At 34.8% G+C, this 24,699-nt stretch carries 21 protein-coding genes; 11 read left to right on the forward strand and 10 right to left on the reverse strand.

Features of this window, described 5'->3' with window-relative positions:
* The first annotated feature begins 187 nt into the window (after positions 1-187).
* A complete protein-coding gene (locus A6M55_RS11940; protein ID WP_064197819.1) occupies positions 188-2,314 on the forward strand; it encodes an FUSC family membrane protein in 2,127 nt (708 codons plus the stop codon).
* A gap of 38 nt (positions 2,315-2,352) precedes the next feature.
* Here the strand turns inward: A6M55_RS11940 and A6M55_RS11945 are convergent, their stop codons facing one another.
* The 6 genes from A6M55_RS11945 to A6M55_RS11970 all read right to left on the reverse strand — a co-directional run bounded on the left by A6M55_RS11945 (position 2,353) and on the right by A6M55_RS11970 (position 10,512).
* On the reverse strand, positions 2,353-3,453 hold the full coding sequence (locus A6M55_RS11945; RefSeq protein ID WP_229235525.1) for a Gfo/Idh/MocA family protein: 1,101 nt from the start codon (positions 3,451-3,453) through the stop codon (positions 2,353-2,355).
* A 33-nt stretch (positions 3,454-3,486) separates the two neighbouring features.
* The gene (locus A6M55_RS11950; RefSeq protein ID WP_064197820.1) at positions 3,487-5,151 is read right to left on the reverse strand and encodes a DUF262 domain-containing protein; all 1,665 of its coding nucleotides are present in this window, start codon (positions 5,149-5,151) and stop codon (positions 3,487-3,489) included.
* The gene (locus tag A6M55_RS11955; protein ID WP_064197821.1) at positions 5,148-6,149 is read right to left on the reverse strand and encodes a hypothetical protein; all 1,002 of its coding nucleotides are present in this window, start codon (positions 6,147-6,149) and stop codon (positions 5,148-5,150) included. Before A6M55_RS11955 ends, A6M55_RS11950 begins: the two co-directional genes overlap by 4 nt.
* Positions 6,133-7,350 carry a DUF3696 domain-containing protein gene (locus A6M55_RS11960; RefSeq protein ID WP_064197822.1) on the reverse strand — a complete coding sequence of 406 codons (1,218 nt, stop codon included), beginning with the start codon at positions 7,348-7,350 and terminating at the stop codon, positions 6,133-6,135. Before A6M55_RS11960 ends, A6M55_RS11955 begins: the two co-directional genes overlap by 17 nt.
* A gap of 76 nt (positions 7,351-7,426) precedes the next feature.
* The gene (locus A6M55_RS11965) at positions 7,427-9,154 is read right to left on the reverse strand and encodes a VRR-NUC domain-containing protein (protein WP_064197823.1); all 1,728 of its coding nucleotides are present in this window, start codon (positions 9,152-9,154) and stop codon (positions 7,427-7,429) included.
* A gap of 77 nt (positions 9,155-9,231) precedes the next feature.
* The gene (locus A6M55_RS11970) at positions 9,232-10,512 is read right to left on the reverse strand and encodes an NAD(P)/FAD-dependent oxidoreductase (RefSeq protein WP_064197824.1); all 1,281 of its coding nucleotides are present in this window, start codon (positions 10,510-10,512) and stop codon (positions 9,232-9,234) included.
* Positions 10,513-10,816: 304 nt separating this feature from the next.
* Here A6M55_RS11970 and A6M55_RS11975 point away from each other — a divergent pair, with 304 nt between their 5' ends.
* Together A6M55_RS11975 and A6M55_RS11980 are read left to right on the forward strand one after the other, a co-directional pair.
* Positions 10,817-12,304 (forward strand): CCA tRNA nucleotidyltransferase, encoded by a 1,488-nt coding sequence (locus A6M55_RS11975; RefSeq protein ID WP_064197825.1) that lies wholly within the window; start codon positions 10,817-10,819, stop codon positions 12,302-12,304.
* Positions 12,301-12,507: a hypothetical protein gene (locus tag A6M55_RS11980; RefSeq protein ID WP_064197826.1), complete on the forward strand. Its 207-nt coding sequence runs from the start codon at positions 12,301-12,303 to the stop codon at positions 12,505-12,507. The genes A6M55_RS11975 and A6M55_RS11980 overlap by 4 nt, the downstream gene beginning before the upstream one ends.
* Before the next feature lie 62 nt (positions 12,508-12,569).
* Here A6M55_RS11980 and A6M55_RS11985 read toward each other — a convergent pair whose 3' ends face one another.
* Positions 12,570-13,841 carry a DUF2851 family protein gene (locus A6M55_RS11985; protein WP_064197827.1) on the reverse strand — a complete coding sequence of 424 codons (1,272 nt, stop codon included), beginning with the start codon at positions 13,839-13,841 and terminating at the stop codon, positions 12,570-12,572.
* 75 nt (positions 13,842-13,916) lie between these two features.
* A complete protein-coding gene (gene pyrF, locus A6M55_RS11990; RefSeq protein WP_064197828.1) occupies positions 13,917-14,741 on the reverse strand; it encodes an orotidine-5'-phosphate decarboxylase in 825 nt (274 codons plus the stop codon).
* A gap of 174 nt (positions 14,742-14,915) precedes the next feature.
* Here pyrF and rfbC point away from each other — a divergent pair, with 174 nt between their 5' ends.
* The gene (rfbC, locus tag A6M55_RS11995; protein WP_064197829.1) at positions 14,916-15,455 is read left to right on the forward strand and encodes a dTDP-4-dehydrorhamnose 3,5-epimerase; all 540 of its coding nucleotides are present in this window, start codon (positions 14,916-14,918) and stop codon (positions 15,453-15,455) included.
* A 214-nt stretch (positions 15,456-15,669) separates the two neighbouring features.
* Positions 15,670-16,437 (forward strand): tyrosine-protein phosphatase, encoded by a 768-nt coding sequence (locus A6M55_RS12000; protein WP_064197830.1) that lies wholly within the window; start codon positions 15,670-15,672, stop codon positions 16,435-16,437.
* Positions 16,438-16,443: 6 nt separating this feature from the next.
* Here A6M55_RS12000 and A6M55_RS12005 read toward each other — a convergent pair whose 3' ends face one another.
* Entirely contained in the window at positions 16,444-17,211 is a 768-nt protein-coding gene (locus A6M55_RS12005) for a UDP-2,3-diacylglucosamine diphosphatase (protein ID WP_064197896.1), read from the reverse strand.
* A 225-nt stretch (positions 17,212-17,436) separates the two neighbouring features.
* Between A6M55_RS12005 and A6M55_RS12010 the strand changes: the two genes are divergently transcribed.
* Together A6M55_RS12010 and A6M55_RS12015 are read left to right on the forward strand one after the other, a co-directional pair.
* The gene (locus tag A6M55_RS12010) at positions 17,437-17,805 is read left to right on the forward strand and encodes a response regulator (protein ID WP_064197831.1); all 369 of its coding nucleotides are present in this window, start codon (positions 17,437-17,439) and stop codon (positions 17,803-17,805) included.
* A 92-nt stretch (positions 17,806-17,897) separates the two neighbouring features.
* A complete protein-coding gene (locus A6M55_RS12015; protein ID WP_064197832.1) occupies positions 17,898-18,662 on the forward strand; it encodes an MBL fold metallo-hydrolase in 765 nt (254 codons plus the stop codon).
* Here A6M55_RS12015 and A6M55_RS12020 read toward each other — a convergent pair whose 3' ends face one another.
* Entirely contained in the window at positions 18,663-19,586 is a 924-nt protein-coding gene (locus A6M55_RS12020; RefSeq protein WP_229235526.1) for an AraC family transcriptional regulator, read from the reverse strand.
* Positions 19,587-19,748: 162 nt separating this feature from the next.
* On the opposite strand from A6M55_RS12020, the gene A6M55_RS12025 reads away from it, so the two are divergent.
* From A6M55_RS12025 to A6M55_RS12040, 4 genes are all read left to right on the forward strand, one after another.
* Positions 19,749-20,654, forward strand: coding sequence for a dihydrodipicolinate synthase family protein (locus A6M55_RS12025; protein ID WP_064197834.1), 906 nt, complete (start codon positions 19,749-19,751; stop codon positions 20,652-20,654).
* A gap of 2 nt (positions 20,655-20,656) precedes the next feature.
* Positions 20,657-21,658: a 4-hydroxyproline epimerase gene (locus A6M55_RS12030; RefSeq protein WP_064197835.1), complete on the forward strand. Its 1,002-nt coding sequence runs from the start codon at positions 20,657-20,659 to the stop codon at positions 21,656-21,658.
* Between the two features lie 82 nt (positions 21,659-21,740).
* Positions 21,741-23,351 carry an AAA family ATPase gene (locus A6M55_RS12035; protein WP_064197836.1) on the forward strand — a complete coding sequence of 537 codons (1,611 nt, stop codon included), beginning with the start codon at positions 21,741-21,743 and terminating at the stop codon, positions 23,349-23,351.
* Positions 23,348-24,622, forward strand: a complete 1,275-nt coding sequence (locus A6M55_RS12040; protein WP_064197837.1) for an FAD-binding oxidoreductase — start codon at positions 23,348-23,350, stop codon at positions 24,620-24,622. The genes A6M55_RS12035 and A6M55_RS12040 overlap by 4 nt, the downstream gene beginning before the upstream one ends.
* The last annotated feature ends 77 nt before the right edge of the window (positions 24,623-24,699 follow it).

Below are 24,699 nucleotides of genomic sequence, written 5' to 3' on the forward strand. Positions count from 1 at the left end.
AATTGGTTTGCAACGAAGATAAATACTGACTCGACTTCTTTAAAAGAAAATCACCCGATTCATTGCTTTTATTAGCAGTTTTCGATAAAATTGTAAACATAAAAAGACCTCCTGATTTTCGTTTGAGTTTGTAGTGACTCTCAAATTTAATCAGAAGGTTCTTTTTTTATACATCCCTAAATTCGGGATGACTCATGTTCTTAGCCAATACTTCGGTGATGGCCTTCGGATAACCTTTGGAGTTGTACTTCCGAGTTTGATTCTTGCTCAATTTGATTTATTAAAAATCGGAATTTCGTTTTCACTGGGAGCAGTTTGTGCAAGCATTGCCGATTCTCCTGGACCAATTACACACCGCCGAAATGGGATGTTTCTAACAATCGGCTTAGTAACAATTACTTCGCTTCTCACAAGTTTGGTCGGACTTTCGGTTTATACTTTGGGAGCTTTCGTAGTTGCATTAAGTTTCTTATGCTCAATGCTTTATGTGTATGGCCCACGAGCGGCTTCAATGGGTGTGGCGGCATTGTTGGTGATGATTATTGGCATTGATGATGTTCGCCCAATCAACGAAATCTTGTTTTATTCACTCTATATTTTCTTGGGTGGTATTTGGTATGCTTTGCTAAGTTTGTCCATTTATCAAATCATGCCTTATCGTTTGGCGAGACTTTCTTTGGCCGAATCTATCTCTGAAGTTGCCAATTTTATGCGAATCAAATCAGGTTTCTACAAAGAAGGAATGGACTATGATGAAAACTATAAAAAACTCATTGAAGCCCAAATAACAGTCAATGAAAAACTGGATGCAGTCAGAGAACAACTCTTTAAAAACCCGAAGATTGTACAAGAAAACTCGCAAGAAGGAAGGCTTTTATTGGTGATTTTTGTAGATATGGTTGATTTATACGAGCAAATCATGTCAACATTTTATAATTACCAAAAACTCCACAAACAATTTGACCACACAGGAATTTTAGTCGATTTTGAACATATTCTCAATCTTTTATCCGAACAAATAGATGAAATAAGCGAATCGTTGAAAGATGGAAGCAAGCCCGAAATAAATCTCCTTTTACCTCGAAAGCTAAATGCATTAAAGATAAAAATTGACACATTCACTGAAAACGATACAATTTCGGTGATTGGGCTGCAATCCTTGAAAAACATTGAGGTCAATATTGAGAATATTTTTAACCGCATCAAAAAGATAAACGGCTATTTTAGAGCAAAAGAACAGAAAAAACTTTCGAGAAATGATGTTCAGACGACGGCTTTTACTACAAGTCAAGTCTATGATGTCGATACTTTTTTGGATAATCTTAATCTAAAATCTGAGAATTTTAGACACGCTCTAAGAGTTTCAGGAATGATGCTCGTGGGCTTTATCATTGCACAATCGACCCAACTTTTGCACAGTAATTGGATTCTCCTGACCATCATGGTGATTATGAAACCAGCTTATAGTCTTACCAAAGAAAGAAATCTTGATAGGCTTTTTGGTACAATCGGCGGTGCATTGATTGGAATGTTCATCTTAAATTATATTACTGACAGATACTGGCTTTTCGGAATTTTGTTGATTTGTATGCTTGGAACTTACAGTTTTCAACGCAAAACCTACCTCGTGAGTGTCGTTTTTATGACTCCTTTTATCCTGATTTTATTTGAGTTTTTGGGAATGGGTAGCCGTGCGTTGCTCATTGAGCGTGTTTATGACACGGCAATCGGCGGTGGACTTGCATTCATCGGAAGTTACGTTTTATTGCCACATTGGGAACACAAAAAGTTAAAAAATACTTTAATAGAAATGCTGGAGGCCAATTTGGCTTATTATCATCAGGTTTCTCAGATGTATTTTGGGGAGGAATACCAACGAGTGCCTTATAAAATTGTACGGAAAGAAGTTTTTGTACGAAGTGCCAACTTAGCTTCGGGAATTCAACGTATGTACTCAGAGCCTAAAAACAAACAATTGAGTATTAAAGAAGTTCATAAATTTTCTGTATTAAACCATTTACTTTCTTCGTATGTAGCTACGCTCGCTTTGTATTCGAGAGAACATTTTGATACATTACCTAACTTCGATAAATTAAAAGAAATTACAACCAACACTGAGAATTTATTGAAAGAAGCTATCAAAATCATCGAAAAAAGTGATTTTGTCGTAAAAGAAAATATTCAGCTTTTGAAAGTGAAAAATCATCAAGCCGAAGAAACTGATGAAAGTACGATTTTGATTACTGAGCAATTTATGAATATTCAAAAAGTGGGTTATGATATTTGTAAAATTTCGGAGCGAATTGACCTTTGATAACCATTACAGAAGGCGATTAAACAAGTAGAACTATTTTATACCCAGTCAATCTTTACTTTCCTCCCATTATCAGCCGATTGCTTAATGGCTTCGATAATCTTTAAATCAATCATTCCTTCTTCGCCCGATGCTTCAGGTTTTTGTTTATTGATAATACTTTCAGCAAAAGCATCTATTTGTTTAATCTGCTGATAATCAAGCACTTTAAAAATCATTTCTTTGCGTTCGCCATCAAAAAACTGTCCCGCCGTACCGATTGCATTGTATGACGGACTCAACGAAAACCATCGCCAGCCAGTTGTGGCATGAAGCCTATCCACATAAGATGAATAAGTTGTAGTCGAATTTGAAATTGCTCCACTTGGAAAATCCATCTGAAAAGTCATTCCTTCATAAATATCTTTGAAAATAGTTTTGTCCATTATAAATCCTTGTGCCGAAACTGCCGTTGGTAATTCGCCCAACGTGCGTCTCGCACCTTGAATACAATAAACGCCCAAATCCATGATTGCTCCACCTCCACCAAGTGCTTTGTTCAACCGCCAAACTTTCGGATTTGCCATCGAAAAACCTAAGCTACTTTCTATCATTTTCACATCTCCATAGACTTTCTCCGTACCCAAACGCTTCATTTCGAGGTGATGTGGCTCAAAATATAGCCTATATCCTACCGAAAGTTGTACTTTTGCTGCATTACAGGCAGCTATCATATCTTTACATTCCTGCACATTCATAGCCATTGGTTTCTCACAAATTACATGTTTACCAGCTTTTGCTGCTCGAATCGTAAATTCGGCGTGCATCGAATTGGGCAGCACAACATACACAATATCAATGTCAGGATTATTCCTGATTTCATCGAAATTTTGATAATTATAGATATTTTTCTGCGGAATATTATATTGTTTTGACCAACTTTCAGCCTTTTCTGGGCTTCCCGTAACGATTCCAGTTAGCTTACAAAGATTGGTTTGTAGTAAAGCTGGAGCAAGTTGGTTGGTTGCATAATTTCCCAAACCGACCAAAGCGATACCAAGTTTTTTACCTTCTTCAACAAAAGCCAAAGTTTTGTCTGAAAGCATCATCGCACCTGATGCAAGAGCAACTTTTTGTATGAAATCTCTTCTATTAAACAACTTATTAAAAGTAATAAATATCAGATTAAATAGTTAAAATGGGATAGGTTCATTATAAACAACTCCTATATTTTCTACAAAGTTCTTCTCAGCAGCAACTATAAGTCTCTTTCTAATATCAAGAATTCTATTTATGCTATTTTCAGAATTATCATAGAGATTACACATCTCAATATTTATAAATAATGTTTCATTTTCCTGTTCTAATAAAAATGAAAACTCCTTTGGTCTTTTTGATTTACTCAAAGATTCTATAACAACTTTCCCATCTATTTCTTTCCTCTCTTCAATAATCGGTATAAAATTTTCTGACGAGTTTTCTTTTTGATTTTTCAAAAAAAGGTTACCTATTTCAAATGACTCTATGTAATTAGAATCTATCTTATCTAAGCTAATTTCCTTAAATCCCTTATAATAGTTAATCATAAATAATGCTAATGATTTAGCTCTTACACTACCCATAACTATTTTGTTGGGAAAATCTAACGTTGTAAAACTATTGCTTTCATTATCATAAAAAATTGGGTCTAAGTCTTCATTATCTATGAATGCAGCAAACTTCTCAAATGCTTTTCTTTGATTACTCAGTGAATAAATAGTAAAATAATTAGAATAGGAGGTCACCCAAAACCATTTCTTTACTTTTAAAATTTGTTTTGAGTTCAATTTTTTATCTCCCAATGAGTTAAAAAAAGTTGTCAAAAAAATTAACTGTAAATTGTAAGGTATTAGTTTACTATTTAACACTAATAAATCTTCAAATAAAAACTTTACAGCTCTTTTTATACTTGAAATTGTTTTTTTTGTTACGGTTGCAAAATCATTCCTTTTAACCAAATCTTCGATTTTATAATCAAAATAAATTTTACCATAAGAACTCTGAATACATTGAAAGATAATGTCTCTTTTTATAGTGTCATAATTATAAGGCTTCAAATCTTCAAGTAATTTATCAATTTCAGTACCCAATCTAAAACCGTCTTTATTTGTAATAGTTAAAGCAGAAACTATCCAATCCTTCGAAATAGGCAATCCTTTCTCATTGACTCGCCAAAATATCTCAACTGCTTCTTCTATTGTAGCATAATTTATATCTACTGAGGCAATTTGGTAATTTGTAAATATTTGTCCAATTTCATCTGCTCTATCATAATATAATTCAATTTTACTCTCATCATCAATTTTTTCAAACTCTTTTCTTGCATACTGTCTAAAATCAATAGAATTCATAAACACATATACAGGTACTTGGAAAGCTAAGTTTTTTGATTTCTGTCTTAAATAAATAAACTGCTCTGCTTCTAAATCATAATATAAATTAAATTTATCCTCCCACTTTTTTTTATCTAAGTCTAAAGCTGTTTTTCTGGGATTTGACAAACAACCAAATAGTGAAGATAGCCTTTGAAGCCCATCTAAAATAAAAAAAGGCTCTTTACTCTCTTTTTTTTTAATATTATAAGGTCCAATATTAGAAACCTCATTGATAAAATCTGGCATATCTTCCAAAGGCTTCCAAAATAAAATAGAACCTATTGGATAATTATTCTTTATGCTATCAAAAAGCTGCTTAATTTTATCTTGCTCCCACAAAAAATCTCTCTGAAAAGAAGGAATTAAAAAAGCCCCTTGCTCAAACTCTTCCAAATAATTTTTAAGTGAACGAACCCGTGTATCTATTTTTAATTTTGAACTCATAATAATTTACTTATTTTATCAAGAATATCTTTCAATTCATTAGGATTAACTTGTTCTTTGCATCTTTCCATTAATTCCTCTTGAGTAGCATGCTCAAATAATTTAGGAAAATCATTCTTGAAATTATCAAATTTAGCCTTAATCCCTACCCTTAAACCTTGCAACTTACTTTCTATGTCACTTTGGGTATCATTTTCATTAATGAATAAATTATAAACATTTATCTTTTGTTTTTTCAATGAATCTATACTCATATTAAGTCCATTTTCAATATCAATGAAATCTTTTTGAATATGAGTCAATCTCTTACAATATGTTTTAATAAAACTATCTTCAATATCTATAGTTGCAATTATATTATCAGGTAGGTAATTCTCAATTTCCCTCTTTTCTAAAAAATGATAAGGAATATTATTTTCAAGTAAATATTGCTCTATTTTTATCCTTTTTGTGTTTGTATTTTGTGGATATTCTAAATCACTATCCAATAAAACGAAACATTTTAAAAACCTGTTATCATTGGAAAATCTACGCCTAATCTCTTCAATAAAATTAATCACATTTCCACTTCCACCACTATTTCCATAAACAAGCCAGTGATTATCTTTAAACCTTTTTATCTTTTTAGATTTCTTAACAAACTCCCTTTGTAATGCATCCAAAAAATAGCCATCATTATTACTATTTTCAAGTATAACAGTAAAAGGCAAATTAAAAAAAATTATAGCCTCAGTAAGAGAAAACTTACCTGTACTTAAACTTTTAGATGAAACGACAAAGTCAATACTACAACTCTCGGTAGTAAACTTATTATAGAAAGCTTCAATAACTTCTTTAATATCACCATAAATGCTTTTAAAAGCTGATAATCCCTGAACTTCAAGCAAATTTATATACACCTCATATTTGTGTTTGTAACACAAATCTTGTAATAATTTTCTTATTTCAGCTATATTTTGATTTTCGAAGAAGATTTCTGATTCAATTTCTACCCACATTATTCATTTCTATTTGAGCTGTCCTTATTCCTATTGTTTCTTCAAGTGTTTCACTAAAAATTCCTTCAGGCCAAAAATTGACGTTACCAAATTTATCAACTTTAATTTCTCTTAAATTACTTTCATTAGATTCTTCATCAAATTCAACATAATAAATTCCTAAATCTGATTCATTTAACATACCTTCTGCAACTAATCTACGTAACCTTAAAATGAAATTTTGTGAGTGAGTTTCAAACAAATATTTTTTATTTATATCTTCTTTTATTGACTCAGCGAATAATTGGGCTAATTGTGCGTGTGCATAAGGATGTAAATGACATTCTGGTTCTTCAACGATTATTAGGGTTTCTTCTTCACAAGGTTTATATGCTCTGGTAATTAATGGTAAAGACTGTCCTATCCCCATTCCTGTCTCAGTGATATTTGTTTCTAATTTCCCTTTTCTCAATTCAATATGATATGGTTCACTATCAACATCAATATATAGTTCCCAACCTTCAAATTTTTCTTTAATCCATTGTGAAATTTTTGTAAAGTATTTCTTATCAGTTGAAAGATAATCTCGGATTAAAAAATCATATAAGTATCTGCCATCAAAATGAGATTTAACTTGTGAACTTACATTCAATCTATAATCTTGTTTGGTTTTCTCTCTAATTGCACCAATAAAATCAGTAGCCATAAAATGTGGTGGTGGAAGTGGTTTACCTTCACGTTTATCACTACCATTCTTTAAATATTTCATTAACGAAATACCTAAAAATTCACAATAATACTCTTCCCCATCAAGTTCATTCTCATAAATATTATTTTCTATATTTCTAAACTTAATTTCATCATTCAAGTTCCAAAAATCTAATATTGGTATGTTTTTATTAATATCAATAGCAACTTCAAAACTTAAAATATCATCTAAATCTTCACCCGTCTTTTTCTGGAATAACTCTATTTCTAATGCTCTACCAAATTTACCATAAACTAAATCTTTATATTCATTTCCCGCTTGTACTTCATCATTTATTAAATTTACTACGGAATTACTCTTTGCTTTTAGAGCCCCCTCAATTACAGTCATCAATTTCAAAATAGCACTCTTACCCGAATTATTCTTACCAATAATAATAGTTATTGGCTTTAAATCAAGCACCTGTCTTTCTTTAAAAAGTTTGTAATTTTTAAAAGTTACTTTGCTAATCATATTTTAGTATAGTATTATATACACAAAGATAGATATAATAAATTTATTTTTTGACTACGCTTTCATTTGGACTACATTACTCAGAATTCGTATTTGAATCTTCAAAAGTATCATTTTCTCTCCAATATACTCGCAAAACCTTGGCATTAACCCCAATTTCTTGGAAATACTGTAACCACGAAAGCTGTTGATTGGATAAATTATCGGTCGGCGATTTTACTTCTACAAAACAATATTCTCCCGAAACATCATCCCACATAAAAAGGTCAGGAAAACCACGCAAATGCTCGACCAAGTTTTTCGACATTTCGTGTAGAATTTTCTTCATTGCTTCAAATTCTATCAGTTCGACTGCTTTTCTGACAATCAGCCAGATTTCTTCCAGCCAGACTACAAACGGATTGGCAATACCAAACTTCGATTCGTAACGCTCGCCCATATAAATCAGTAAATCTTGCACATCTGCAAAACCTTCTAAATGACTGACGATTAAATCTTTACGTTTTTCGTAAAAATCGGGTAAATACAAATCTGAAGGACGACGCTGGAATGGGTGATGAAAAGCCACCAAACTTGGGTCAAAGACAATATCCCAGAAAACCAAGCCAAAAATGGCTCGCCAAAGATGGTTCTCGGAGAAAACTGCCAGTTTTCCTTCTTGGTTATAATAATCTACGACACCCATCTCAACTTGATGCCTAAAGTCAATAGAAATCGTAATCGACTCAGCTTGATGCAGCCAAGAAGTTGTACTTTTCTTAGCTCGCTTTTTGGTATTGAGTTTATTCAGAAAATCAATAGCATAAAATTTTTCATCAGCATTTTTAGGGTACTCAATCATTTGCTGACACAAAGAAAACGCTTCATCAATGTGGTTGAGTTTTTGGAGTGTCCGCACTTGTCGCTCTCTCGATGGCACTTGCTCGGTAAGTCGATAAACCAACAAAGCTTCGTCTAAAAGTTTACTTTTTTCTAAGAAAGTGGCCACTTTTATAATCAAACGCTCGTAAGAAGGTTTAGCTACTTCGCTCAACTCATGCACAGAATCAGCAAAATTCATGAACCAATCATACACATCAAGTGCGGGAGCAGTATCTTTCAGTTGCGAAAATAAATCATTTTGGTCGGTAATGAGCCATTTGTCTTCAGCATCTTTTCGAGTCGTAAATCGGGCTACAAGTTTGTCATCGTCATGATTTTCAAATTGTACTAAACCCATATCTCGCATCACAAACTCTGTCATGTCGAGGTAGCGATTACCAAAAAACAAAAACTTCATAAAAGTGACTTCATATTCAAAGCAAACTTTTATGATTGGCTCGAAATTATTGAGGGTTTCCACAATTTCATTAAGCTCAAAATCTTGTAAAATTGTCTCTACAAGTTCCTCTTTTTTTAGTTTTTTATACGCTGCTTTTTTCTCGGTGAGCAATTTAGAAAATTGCTCTACAAGCTCTTTTGTGGTCCAAACACTGAGCATTTCTTTGCTAAATGTTTGGTGTTTTTCGGGGTTAAGGGTTTCGATAAACTCTCGTTCGAGCAATTCATTGAGCAGTGCAGGAATATTCGTTAATTCGCTATAAGACAACTTATTAACTCGAAAAAACAAACCTCTGCGATTTGAGAAACGAATAAATAAACATTGAGCATCTTCGCTCAAGCAATAGTATTTTCGCAAGAAACGCCACTCGCCTTCATTTAAGATATGGCGGTACTTTTCCTGCACAAAATCAAGTACATAATTGAAATATTCGAGGTAATATTTTGGAGGAAGTTCATTTTTGGGCGTTTGTTCAATTGCCATAGTTAAGAACTTTGTTCATAGAAAAACACACTATAAATACACTAACAAAACAGGCAAGTTAGAAACTTGCCCTATAATCACTGCTTCACCTTCGGCTTGATAATTAATCTCAACGATTGGTCATACGTTACATAATTCCAAAGCCAGTTGATAAATACCATTACTTTGTTTTTTACGCCCAAAATTGCCATTAAATGCACAAACATCCAGACATACCACGCAAAAGCTCCTTGAAATTTCCAGAAAGGTAAATCAACCACCGCCAAGTGCCTTCCAACGGTTGCCATCGAACCTAAATCTTTGTATTCAAAACCCACAGGCTCTTCTTTCCGCATAATTTTCAAAAGGTTTTTTGCCAATAATTCACCTTGTTGAATCGCAGGTTGAGCCACTTGTGGGTGTCCATTAGGGAATTTTGGGTCGCCATTCATCAAAGCAATATCACCAACGGCAAAAACATTTGGCAAACCGTCAACTTGATTAAAAGCATTGACTTTCAGACGATTGCCACCGCCATAAACTTCTTTCGGGAAACCTTCAATCGAATTACCTTTGATTCCTGCCGCCCAAACTACATTATTTGTTCTGATTTTTTCACCCTCCTGCGTATAAGCATATTTCCCATCAAAATCTGTGATTCTTACGCCATTTCGCACAATTACGCCCAAACGTTCGAGGTATTCTTTGCTTTTCATCGAAGCTTCATCTGACATCACTTCCAGCACTTCAGGCGATGAACCAAACAAATAGATTTTCATTTGATTGAAATCTAATTCTGGATAATCTTTCGGCAAAATCAGACGTTTCATTTCAGCCAACGTTCCCGAAACCTCAACGCCCGTTGGGCCAGTTCCAACCACAACCATATTCATCAAACCTTCACGAGTATCGGCATCAGTAGCCGTGAGAGCATCTTCTAAGTTTTGTAAAACCTTGTTTCTCAGATAAATAGCCTCCGAAACTGATTTCATTGGCATGGCATTGTTGATGATATTATTCATACCAAAAAAATTGGTATCGGCCCCCATTGCCATTACTAAATAATCGTAGCTCAGTTCACCCAATTCAGTTTCTAAGGTTTGCTGTTCGGTATTTACCTTCAGCACCTTAGTGATACGTATATGAACATTTTTTTTATGTTGAAAAATCTTACGAAGCGGAAACGAAATCGAACTCGGTTCAAGCCCAGCCATCGCAACTTGATAAAAAAGTGGTTGAAATTGGTGATAATTGTTTTTATCAATCAATACAATCTGCACATCATGCTTAGCGAGTTTTTGAGCGAGAGCTAAACCACCAAAACCTGCACCGACAATTACGATACGAGTTTGGTTAGTTTCTGGAATGTTTGGAGTCATGTTTTGAGTTTATGTTTTGGATTAAAACTGTGATTAAAATCACAGTCTAATTGAACATAGGATTTATTAAATAAAACGATTTAAATCGTTTTATTTTTTGCATTTTCCCTTTGTTTCAATATCCACTGAATTTATTTACCGGCTTATCATATCAGTTTCAAAATTACATTTTTTGCTTTGGTTTTCGTAGTTTTTCTGTAATATTCTTACCGAAATTGTTTAGGTCTTCAATCCTTTGTACCTTTGTGCTTTTATAGAACAGTTGATAGAAACTATCGACCGTTATCTATTGACCATTGAGTAAATGAATTTCAAAGAAAACTTACAGAACGAACCTATTTTTGAGTTAATTGCACGCTCGGCAGCCGAAATAAATGTCGATGCTTATGTGATTGGCGGATACGTTCGTGACCTTATATTAAATCGCCCAAACAAAGATATTGATGTTGTTTGTTTGGGAAGTGGCATCGAATTAGCCGAAAAAGTAGCCAAAAATCTTGAAATTCTGAAAGGACAAGAACACGTCTATGTTAGTTTTTTCAAAAATTTTGGTACAGCACAAATCAAATCAGGCGACATTGAGATAGAGTTTGTTGGAGCAAGAAGAGAATCTTATCGCTCTGAATCTCGCAAACCATTAGTAGAAGACGGAACGCTCGAAGACGACCAAAATCGCCGAGATTTTACGATAAATGCCCTCGGAATCTCATTAAATGTAAAAAACTACGGTGAATTAATCGACCCATTTGGTGGTGTAGAAGATATTAAAAGAAAGCTCATTCGTACACCTCTCGAACCCGAAGTTACATTTTCCGACGACCCGCTTCGAATGATGCGTGCCGTGAGGTTTGCTTCGCAACTTGGTTTTGATATTGACGGAAAAACTTTCGATGCTATTGCGGCCATGAAAGACCGCATCAGTATTGTTTCGCAAGAACGAATCACTGATGAGTTGAATAAAATTGTCTTGTCGAAAACGCCATCTTATGGCTTCAAGCTATTGTTTTATACAGGCTTGCTACAAATCATTTTTCCAGAATTTTGTGAGCTACAAGGAGTTGAAACACAAGATGGTAAAGGGCATAAAGACAACTTTTATCATACATTACAAGTACTTGATAATGTGGCAGTTAAATCGAATGACTTGTGGTTGCGTTGGGCGGCAATCTTGCACGACATAGCCAAGCCTGCTACCAAAAGATTTCATCCAAAAATCGGTTGGTCGTTTCACGGACACGAGGAATTAGGCGGAAAAATGACTCCTACTATTTTCCGAAAATTGAAATTACCACTTGATGGAAAAATGCGAATGGTGAAAAAACTGGTGCGTTTGCATCTTCGCCCAATCGCTTTGGCAAAAGAAAGCATCACTGATTCAGCTTTACGTAGATTGCTATTTGAAGCAGGTGAAGATTTGGAATATTTGATGATTTTGTGCCGAGCCGATATTACTTCCAAAGACCCAAATAAAGTTAAAAAATACCTCGCCAATTTCGATAAAGTAGAAGAAATGCTCGTTGAGTTGGAAGAAAAAGATAAACTTCGTAATTTTCAGCCAGTAATTACGGGCGAGATAATTATGGAAGTTTTTGATTTGAACCCCTCGAAAGAGGTTGGAACAATAAAACTGGCTTTAAGAGAAGCCGTTTTAGAAGGAATTATTCCCAACGAATTTGAGCCATCTTTTGAATATGTTTTAAGAGAAGGTGAAAAATTGAACTTGAAGCCCGTGAAAAGTAAAGAAGAAATCAAACATATTTTAGAAACACCTAAACTTGAAGATAAGGAATGAATGACGGAACTAAATTTAAAAGAATGCTCGGCGGAATTTTAGCTGGAATGGGACTATTATTATTATTATTTGCTTGTATTGCCTTTATGTCAGCCGATGATACAGTAATGGGCTTGACAGTAAAAGGTGCAAGAAAAATCGCTCCAGCAGTTTTAGGATTAATCTTATTAGTATCTGGTATTTCGATGGTCAATCGTACTTAGCAGTGAAAAATGAAAGTTGAAAGGTGAAAAGTGTTTTTCACAAACTCTTCACTTTTCATCTTTCACTTTTTCAATATCTCAATACCCACATTACATTGCAAACAGCATTTTTGGGTACAAAAATTATTATAAAGCTCAATACTCGCTTGCGAATCGAAGGCTGTTTTTATTTTCATTCCCAAGCCTTCCCACATTTCGGTTATATGATTTTCTTCGGCTGGTAAAGCCTCCAAAAAACTCACACATCTTGCCATAAGCTCTTGATTATCAATTTTCTCAGAATAACACGCCAAGAGAGGAATAACTGTATTTATCAAAATATTATTGATAGAATCTTTGCCTAAACCTACCAATTTCTTACTGACAACTTTTCCAAAGTTATAATGTTCTTGCCAATAAATAGATTGTTCAATTTTTAGAGCATTTCGTAAATCTTCAATAGAATTGGTCTGAGTAAAAAGCGAGAAAAAACTTTGTTGTTGTGTAATCAGCTTAGCTAATTGAGCAATACGAATGGTCGGAAAATTTGCAGGACGAGTGCGTAAGAACTTCCATTCATGCCTGCTTAATTGATTGGTTTTTAAAGAAAACTTTGCGGCAAAGAAGTCATATTCTTGACTCAGTTTTTCGGAATATTCATCGCATTTATCTATCAAACCAGCTTGACCGAAAAGCATGGCTTCGATTTGGGTAATATTATCTCGGTGTTTTTGTAAAACCTTTAATGGAAGATTTTGAGCAAGTCTTAGAAACGTTTCTGAATTAAGCTTAAACCCAAAATTTCGGGCCAGAAGTTGATAAGCTGTTTCTTCCCAATCTCCATTATTTTGTTCAAAGAGTTGTTCTACAATTTGAGCTTTTTGTTGCAAACGCTTTGCCAAAACCTTATCTAAAATGGCAAATTTTGATAAATCAGATACTTTTAAAAACTGTTCTTTGCATGGAATAACAGCCTGATTATCAACTAAATGCTGATATTTGTTAAAAATTTGTATATCAGTAATTGTTTTCAATTCAAGCGTCGGTATCAGACTACCATCTTGTCGAGTGATGGCTTGGTCGTTTTCCCAAACCACATGCAGAATTACATTATTATAAGCTTCGTTATTCTGATGTTTATGAAGTTGCCAATCAGAAGATTTTATATGAATTTCTACATTTCCCACCCATTCAATTTCATTGATTTGAAGCCGAGCATTTGTAAAATCGGGGCCAGCATTGGTATTTAAAATACCTGTTTTTAGTACAGAAATCTTTTCACCCGAAATCGTTTGCAAATTTGATTTATCAAACTGCTGAAATTGCCAAAGATAGTGTAGAAATGCTTCATTCATATTGATAACAGCTTAGTTGTACAATTTTCCAAATTGTCTATTTTAATAAAACAATTTGGAAAATTGTACAACAAATTACAAATACTTCTGCAAATATTTCTTCATTTCTTGTTGCACGGCTTGAGCTTCTTTGGCGGCTACTTGGGCAAAATCTTCGCCAGAAGAGGCATAAATAATGGCTCTTGAAGAGTTTACTAACAAACCACATTGTTTGTTCATTCCATATTTTGAAACTTCTTCTAAACTACCACCTTGAGCTCCAACGCCTGGTACAAGTAAGAAATGCTCGGGAGCAATTTCTCTGATTTTCAATAATTTATCTGCTTTTGTAGCACCCACAACATACATCATACGCTCTGAGTCAGCCCATTGTTGGGAAGTTAGAATTACTTGTTCAAATAAATGTTTATCTCCTATTGATAACTGCTGAAAATCATCGCCACCAGCATTAGAAGTTAGAGCCAAAAGAATCACCCATTTTCCTTCAAATTCAAGAAAAGGCATCACCGAATCACTTCCCATATATGGGGCAACCGTTACTGAATCGAAATCCAGTCCTGAAGATGATTGATCGAAAAATGTACGAGCATAAAGCCCCGAAGTATTGCCAATATCGCCACGTTTGGCATCTGCAATTGTAAAACATTCTTGCGGTATATATTCTATCGTGCGTTGTAAACTCTCCCAGCCTTTCGCACCCAATGCCTCATAGAAAGCTATATTTGGCTTATATGCAACGGCATACTCGGCGGTTGCGTCTATAATCTGACGATTAAATTCAAAAATTGGGTCTTTTTCTTTGAGTAAATGCGACGGGATTTTTTTAATGTCGGTATCAAGACCAACACACAAATATGAGTTTTTTTTTGTTATTTGCTCAAAAAGCTGCTTTTTTGTCATTCTTTGATGTTTTTTACAGGCAAATTTCTATAAATAATACGATTTAATCAGAAAAATAACACGATTTTATTTTGTAAATACTACTTTTGTATATTCTTTAACCTTAGAAGAAATCAATTATTAGTTTAATTGATGAAAAAGTTAACTTGCCGATTTTAAAATTATTACCTAATAATGGAGTTTAGAAAAACAAGTATTGAAGGCCTAATTGAGATTTATCCAAGAATTTTTGGAGATGCCCGTGGTCACTTTTTTGAGTCATATCGACAAGATATTTTTGCACAAAATGGGATTCCTTTTCAGTTTGTACAAGACAATCAGTCATTTTCAACAGCTGGGGTTTTACGTGGACTTCATTTCCAGAATACTCCTTTTTCTCAAGGTAAACTTGTACGAGTAGTTACGGGAAAAGTCATTGATGTGGCGGTAGATATTCGTCCAAACTCACCAACTTTTGGCAAATATCAAAAGTTTACGTTGGATGCTTCGCTTCAAAATATGGTTTATATTCCAGAAGGATTCGCACATGGATTTGCTGCACTTGAAGACTCTATCTTTTCATATAAATGCACCAATAACTATAATAAAGCCTCTGAAGGTGGAATCATCTGGAATGACCCAGACTTAAATATTGACTGGGGAATCAAAAATCCAAATGTTTCAGAAAAAGATTTAGAACTAACAACTTTTAAGGATTTATTCAGCAAAATTTAAGCGAATTTTTGCAACATAAATTGTACCAATTTTGTAATTAGAGACAAATATTTTTTTAATATATTGAATAGCAAGCGATTGATACCGTTTGCTATTTTTATATAACAAGCGGATACATTTGGCATGGTCTTGGAACTTCATGGGTATATCGCAGACTAAGGTGCTTAGACTGCCTTGATTGAATCCTAATATGCCAAAGAATAAACTATCCTTAATGTTTGAGTCAATTTTCAAGAGAGATGTTTTGAGTGGTAATACTCCGAAACCAGAATTGACAGTTGATATTCATGCTCATGTACTACCTCAACTTGATGATGGCCCAGTAGATATAGAGCAGAGTATCGAAATAATTAAAGAGATGTATGCAATGGGGTATCGCAAAATTATTGCGACACCGCACGTAATGGCTGGCTATTATAATAATGCTCCTGAGGATATTCTACAATCATTACATATTCTCAAAACTGTTCTGAAACGTAGAAATATTACAATGGAATTGGAAGCAGCAGCCGAATATTATTTGGAAGATGAATTATTCAGATTGATCGAATGCCATGAAGTTTTAACTTTTGGTGGAAGTAAAAAATATCTACTTTTTGAGGCTTCGTTTGTTACAAAGGCCTCTTATATTCTTGAAGCAGTTATTAAAATCAAACAGGCTGGTTATACTCCTGTTTTGGCTCATCCCGAACGCTATGTTAGCCTCAATGATTTGGACGTAATCAATCGTTTATCTTGCAATGGTGCACTTTTTCAAGTGAATATTGGTTCATTGACAGGTTATTATTCAAAGCAAGCACAAGAGTTAGCAGAATTACTGATTAGCAAAAAACTGGTAGCTTTCTTAGGTTCAGACTGCCACAGCATCGCTCAACTCGAAAGTATCAAGCATGCTTTTAAGCTCAAAACTTTCAAAGAAGCAACTCAGCTCAATATCTTGAATAATACATTGATGGAGAAAAAAACAACTGTATTTGCCTAAACATGTTTATTTAGGTTTATAGGTAAGTAGTTGCATGGTTTCTCCATCAAAAACTGCGTAACTATTATACCAAATCCAATCGCCTAGATTTACATAACGAGCCGTTGGAGAAATATTCATTTCGGCCATTGTGTGTCGATGCCCAAAAACATAAAAATCATGGTGGGTTTTAGCTTCAATCTGCTTTGAATATTGCACCAAATGTTCACGTTCTTCGCTCAAAAACTTTTCTGGTTCACGTTTTTTCTTCCAGCTATTTTTAGTCCAGATTTGCCCGAGCAACATTCCAAGATTTGGATGCATAACTCTTCCGAACAGAAACCTTGGAAGTTTCCCTTCAAAAATTACTTTCAAAATTTTATAACCAAAATCATCAGCACCGAGTCCATCGCCATGGCCTACATAAAACGTTTTTTGATTGAATGAAAAAACTTGTGGTCGGCGAATGGTACGAATATTCAGCTCCGTTTCAAAATAATCAGTCATCCACATATCACGATTACCTAAAAAGACTATTATTTCGATTCCAGCATCTGATAATTCAGCTAATTTCCCGAAAAAACGCACGAAACCTTTCGGTACAACATGCTTGTATTCGTACCAAAAATCAAACAAATCGCCTACTAAAAAAATTACTTCGGCATCATGGCGGATATTTTCAAGCCACTCAATGATTCGGCGTTCACGGATAAGACTCTCAGCGTGCGTGGGTGCACCTAAATGAAAATCAGACGCAAAGTATATTTTTTTACCTGTGGGTATTGTACGATTCATTAACATTAATACAATTCTATGAAAATTAAAACTTTGCACAAAGCACACAAAATTTTATGAATATTTTAAATGAAAACAGAAAATTTGTTAAAAACTTATCGTTTTTGATGCTAATTATGCGTAGTTTTGAAATAAAGCAAAATTTGATTTTATAGAAAATCATCTTTCCTTATATTTACAACCGAATTCTTATAAGACCATTTTATAAAACAATATTATTATCCAATGAAACGAGTATTAATTGCCGAAGACAGCTCAGTGATTCAGAACTTAGCCAAAAAGATTTTGGAATTCCAGAATTTTGAAATTACTGCCGTTAAGAATGGCGAACAAGTGATGCAATTGCTCGACAAAGAAGATTTTGACATCTTGTTACTCGACATCAATATGCCGATTATGGATGGTATGGAGTGTGTAAAAGCGATTCGTGAATTGAGCGATAAATCAAAGGCAAATCTTCCTGTTGTGGCTATCACAGGCAATGCAAAAAATTATTCAGAAACTGATTTCAAAGAAGCGGGCTTTAATGATGCATTGATGAAACCTCTGAATTTTGATAAATTAGTCGAAGTTGTAAAAGGACTAACAGAATAAATCTAATGTCGAATGATAGAATGAGTGAATGATAGAATATCTTACTGACAACTATTATTCACTCATTCTATCATTCACTCATTCATTAAATTATGCAAGTAACTTTTCTCGGAACAGGTACTTCGGGCGGGATTCCCGTACTGACGTGTGGGTGTGAGGTTTGTAGTTCGCTGGATTATCGTGACAAACGCCTCAGAGTATCGGTTTGGATTGAAGTAGAAAATAAAAGTTTTGTGATTGATACGGGTCCAGACTTCCGCCATCAAGCACTTCGTGAACGAATTCCTCGAATTGATGGAATCATCTACACCCACGAACACAAAGACCACACAGCTGGTCTGGACGATATTCGTCCCTACAATTATCTGCATGGAATTCAGCATTTAGACCTTTATGGGCATCCGAGAGTGCTGGCTCAACTCAAACGTGAATTTGCGTATGCATTTGATGAACAGAAATACCCAGGTGTACCTTTGATAAATGTACATGAAATTGGTAATCAAACGTTTACAATAAAAGACACTACATTTATACCAATAGATGTTTTGCATCATCGTTTACCAGTTTTTGGTTTCCGTATCAAAGATTTTACCTATATTACTGATGTAAACTATATTTCTGAACAAGAACTGGCAAAAGCTTATGGCTCAAAGGTTTTAGTTTTGGGAGCTTTGCAACGCCAAAAACATATTTCACATTTCACACTTGATGAAGCTATAGAAGTTGCCAAGAAAGTAAATGCTGAAATGACATATTTTACACACATTAGCCATAAAATGGGACTTCATGGCGAAGTTGAAAAAGAACTTCCACCTAATATTCGACTGGCTTATGATGGTTTGAAGGTTCGATTATAATCAAAATTGCCTCAAATAAGCACTCGGTGACATTTTCATGCGACGCTTAAATTGTCGATTGAAGTTAGAGACATTATTAAAACCACTCGAAAAACAGATTTCCAATACACTTTTTTCATTGTTCTGTAGCATTCGGCAAGCGTGACCAATACGCACATCATTCAAGAAATCAGAGAAAGTTTTTCGTGTACGAAGCTTGAAAAATCTACAAAAGGCGTTGGGGGTCATATTGGCTATTTCGGCCACTTCTTCCAATGAAATTTCTCGCTCAAAGTTTTTCATCAAAAACTCAAACGTTGCATTAATCCGCTGATTATCAACTTCTTTCTGTGGAGATTGATAAGTAATACTTGATAAAAATTCTTTATTGGGCGAAATATCAATTTCATTTAAAATCTGTAAAAAAGTAAGTAATTTATCAAAACCTTGTTTATTGGCGATTGACTTTATCAAATCTGTGAGGGCATTTGCTTCATTATTTCTAATTCGGATTCCTCTCGACGCTTCTATCAATAATGCCTTCAAATGCTGAGTTTCTGGAATATCAAAGAAATTCTCTCCCAATAAATCTCCTCGAAAATAGACTGAAACCGAGTACGCACGCTGGTTTTCGGCATAATATTCTGCATCATTTCGGAAAACATGGGGTAAATTACTTCCCAAAAAGTAAATATCGAAAGGCTGAAAACGCTCTACATTATCGCCCACAAATTGCGTTCCTGTACTTTCAAGAATAAGTGTTATTTGCCATTCAGGATGAAAATGTAGCGTATCGTAAAAATACGGCAAATCATCGACCTGCACTCTAAAAGACTCAGTTTCGGTTTTTGGAATTCGGAATAATAAAGGTTTCAAAGTAAATTTTGAATGAATGACGGGGTCGCCCGTGCGATGATAGAATGACTGAATAAAAAACCTAATCAAATACTAATTTACCTTAATATTTCAATATATTTTTATTTTAAGAATAATTTAGTACAACTATCTGCGAAATTAAGATAAGTTTTCTATTATTAGCTCTATTACTTTTGCAAAAGAAATAATACATTCACTCATTCTATCAATCACTCATTCACTCATTGTAATATGAAACCATCGTGGACTGGCGTTTATCCTGCCGTAACAACTCCTTTTTTCCAAGACGAAAGCCTTGATTTAGATATGTTTAACTTCAACATCGAAAAACAAATCGAAGCTGGAGTGCATGGTATTATTATTTGTGGTTCGTTGGGCGAAAACGGAACGCTTACAAATGACGAAAAACTAACTTTGCTTGATTCAGCAAAGAAAACCATTGCAGGGCGTGTGCCGTTGGTAATTTGTATTGCTGAATGTATCACTCGTGAAGCGGTAGCTCTTGCAAAAACCTACGAACAAGCGGGTGCAGATGGTTTTATGTTATTGCCACCGATGCGTTATTCGGCTGATGAACGTGAGATTCTTCATTATTTACACCGTGTAGCTGACTCAACTGATTTGCCTGTTTTGGCGTATAATAATCCATTGGCGTATAAAAACTTTATTTCGATTCCAATGTTTCATGATTTGGCGGCAAACCCACATTTTGAGGCCATGAAAGAATCAACTGGAGATGTTCGTTACATGACAGATATTATCAATGAGTTTGGTGGACGATTCAAAATTATGTCTGGTGTTGATGATTTGGCCTACGAAAGTCTCGTAATGGGTGCTGATGGCTGGGTTGCGGGCTTAGTTGATGCTTTCCCAAGAGAAACAGTTGTGATTTATGAATTAGTAAAACAAGGTCGCTACGAAGAAGCTCGTCAAATTTATCGTTGGCACTTCCCGTTGATGCACCTTGATGTTTCGACTAAATTTATTCAAAATATTAAACTTGCTCAAGTGGCAACTGGCCTTGGTACTGAGTGGGTACGTGAACCACGTTTACCATTGGCAGGCGAAGAAAGAGAAAGAATCTTGAAAGTTATCAACGATTCGTTGGCAACAAGACCAGTTTTACCGCAGATTTAATCATGACAAAATCATTCTTTTGCATAGATGCCCATACTTGTGGGAATCCTGTACGTTTGGTGGCTGGTGGTGGGCCTAACTTGGAAGGTAAGAATATGTCAGAAAAACGCCAGCATTTTCTGCGTGAATATGACTGGATTCGTAAAGGTTTGATGTTTGAACCTCGTGGACACGACATGATGTCAGGCAGTATTTTATACCCACCCCATGACCCCGAAAATGACGTTGCGGTTTTGTTTATAGAAACCTCTGGTTGCCTTCCGATGTGCGGACATGGCACAATCGGAACGATTACGATTGCCATCGAACATGGGCTTATTCAACCTAAAAAGCCAGGTTTTGTGCGAATGGAAGCACCTGCGGGCTTAGTTCTGATTGAATATAAGCAAGAAGGAAATAAAGTAAAATCGGTAAAATTGACCAATGTTGCTTCATTTTTAGCTGCTGAAAATATAGAAGTGGAATGTCCAGATTTGGGAATATTAAAAGTTGATGTGGCGTATGGTGGAAATTTCTATGCCATTGTTGATGTGCAAGAAAACTTTCCAGGTTTAGAACATTTCAAAGCTGACCAACTAATTGCTTGGGCAAGAGTTTTACGTGAAAGAATCAACGCATCCCATACTTTTGTTCACCCTGATAATCCTACCATTAATGGGCTAAGCCATATTGAGTGGACTGGACAAGTAATTGACCCAACATCCACTGCTCGAAATGCCGTATTTTATGGTGATAAAGCCATCGACCGTTCCCCTTGCGGCACAGGAACTTCTGCTCGAATGGCACAATGGGCAGCCAAAGGCAAGCTCAAAGCAGGCGATGAGTTTATCCATGAGAGTATTATTGGGAGCAAGTTTATTGGGCGAATTGAAGGCACGACCAAAGTCGGGGAAATTGATGCGATTTATCCAAGCATTGAAGGTTGGGCAAGAATTTATGGAAATAATACCATAACTATTGATGACCAAGACGACCCTTATGCGTTTGGGTTTCAGGTGATTTAACCCCCAACCCCTAAAGGGGAGCTATTTTCGATAATTTTATGTAATAAATGTTTAAATTTGTCGAAAATAGCTATTTCAGACAATGAAAATTCAAAAATTACAACTCAAAAACTTCAAACGTTTTACAGATTTAACGATTGAAGGTATTCCCGAAAACACTAAATTAGTGTTGCTTATTGGTGCTAATGGCTCGGGGAAATCTTCGGTTTTTGATGCTTTTGAGGTTCTGAATACAATTACAAAAGGCGAGTTAGTTGATAAGAATACCCTTTACTACAAAAAGAATAATTCAATTTCATCCACTCTTTACATTCTAAAAAATGATGGAGATATTGATGTAAACCTTTTTCATCCAGATAATAGTGTGAATTTTGGGTGGTCAGGAAAAAGCAATTTTTACGGCAGAACAAGTTTCAGACAAATATCAAGGTTGACAAAAACAGTTTTAGGGAGTGATTTATCCACTCAAAATGATGCTGACCGCCCAAAAACCTACATTGACCGAGATGAGCGTTTTGAAAATGACATTGAAAACATGCTTAGGGATATTCTTAAAAATGTCTTTTCAAGCATTGATTCAAGTAAGTATTTAAGAGAAAAATATGTCTACCCAATCAACCAAGCATTACATAGAATATTTGATAACGACCATAATATAGAGATTGAACTACTTGAAATTATACCCCCATTGGAAGGTAAAACTGCTGAGATCAATTTCAAAAAAGGCAATTCTGAAATTCATTATAATTTATTAAGTGCTGGTGAGAAAGAAGTAGTGAATATTTTATTCAATTTATTGAGTAGAAAAGATTTATTGCAGGATGCTATTTTATTTTTTGATGAAATGGACTTGCATCTAAATACTGCCATTCAATATAATTTGCTAAAAGAAATCACCGAAAACTGGATTCCAGATAATTCTCAACTCTGGACAGCTTCTCATTCTTTGGGCTTTATTGATTATGCCCGTAAAAGTAACAATGCAGCTATCATTGACTTTGATTCTCTCAATTTCGATGTAGCTCAAACTCTTTTGCCACAATCAAAAGAAATGCTTGATGTATATGATATTGCAGTGCCCAAAAGTATGCTTTCTCAACTTTTTAAAGGTCAAAAAATTATTTTCTGTGAAAATAAAAATGATGAGTGGTATAACTTATTGGGGATTGATAAAACAATTTTTGTAGGAGGAAAAGATTCAAGAGATGTTTTTTTACATATCAAAAAAGACAAAAATAATCATGCTTTAAGAGACCGTGATTTCTTGTCAGATAGTGAAGTTTTAGCAATAAAAAAAGATTTTCCAAACTATCATATTTTAAAGTATTATGATTTTGAAAATTACCTCTATCACCCTGAAAATATAGCAGAATTTTCTCCAGAAGGATTTGATAAACAAACATATATCGAGGAAATAATCCGACAAAAAAACATTAAAATTTTCAATATTCTTACAACTGTTGCTTCATCAAGACAAACTTACGAAGAGTTCAAAACTAATGAAAAATTGAAAGACAAAGAAGTGGATGCTATTGTTGAAGATTTTAGAAGTGATGATTTTGAGCGTTTTTATAAGTTTTTTGATATGAAAGTGCAATTCAATAAAAGCTATTTAACAAAATTTAATCTGAGCAAAGAAAAATTAGTTTCAACCAAATGGTTTAAAGCTAAAATTCAAGAAATTATCAAATGAAAACAACCATCATCGGCAGCGGAGTAATTGGCTTATTTTCAGCATATTACCTCAACAAACAAGGATACGAAGTCACAATTATCGAACGCTCAAATGGCGATGATAGCTGTTCGATGGGAAATGCAGGAATGATTGTTCCGAGCCATTTCATTCCATTGGCGGTACCTGGAATGATTGAAAAAGGTATCAAATGGATGTTCAATTCTGAAAGTCCTTTTTATGTAAAGCCTCGCCTTAATCTTGATTTACTTTCGTGGGGATTGAAATTTTATCAAGCAGCCAATAAAAAGCAAGTTGAACGAGCGATGCCTGCCCTTAGGGATATTAGTTTATTGAGTAAAGCCCTCTATCAAGAGTTAGCCAAAACACCCGATTTTGATTTCTCGTTTGAAGAAAAAGGCTTGATGATGCTTTGCAAAACCGAACATAGTTTTGAAGAAGAAGTGGAAGTTGCTCACCAAGCCAACGAACTTGGATTAAAAACGAAAGTTCTTTCTACCAAAGAGTTACACGAATTTGAACCCGAAGTAAAACCCGATGTAGCAGGAGCAATTTTCTACGAAGGCGATGCTCATTTGTACCCAAACCAATTAGTAAGAAACCTAAAAAAATACCTCGAAAATAAAGGCGTAAAATTCCTTTACAACACCGAAGTAACAGGCTTTGAATTTGAAAAAAGTGAGATTAAAAAAACAAAGATTAAGCAAATAGTAGGTCATACAACTCAGAATTCAGAACTCAAAACTCAGAACTTAATTATCGCTACTGGCTCGTGGTCACCACTTTTGGCAGATATGCTCAATATTGGACTTCCAATGCAAGCGGGTAAGGGGTATAGCGTAACTTACGAGCAGAATGAAGGTAAAAAACTCAATATTCCATCTATTTTACTGGAAGCGAGAGTTGCTATTACTCCAATGTCTGACAATTTGATACGTTTTGGTGGAACGATGGAAATTGGCGGTTTGAACGATGAAATAAATATGAATCGTGTGCGTGGCATCATCAAGGCTGTGCCTAACTTTTTCCCGAATTATGACATAAAAATGCCACAAAAAGAACAAGTTTGGTATGGTTTACGCCCGTGTTCGCCCGATGGGTTGCCTTACATTGGACGAACAAATAAGTATAAAAACCTCGTGATAGCATCGGGTCACGCCATGATGGGGCTTAGCCTTGCTCCTGCTACGGGCAAATTAGTTCAAGAAATAATCGACAATCAGAAAAATAGCATCGACATTGACCTTTACAAACCTGAGCGATACGATTAAAATTGTTGCATTTGTTTCAGATTGTTGCAAATTGTTTTCTTAGTTTTACACACAAACAATTTGCAACAATCAAACTT

The sequence above is a fragment of the Emticicia sp. MM genome (assembly GCF_001649495.1).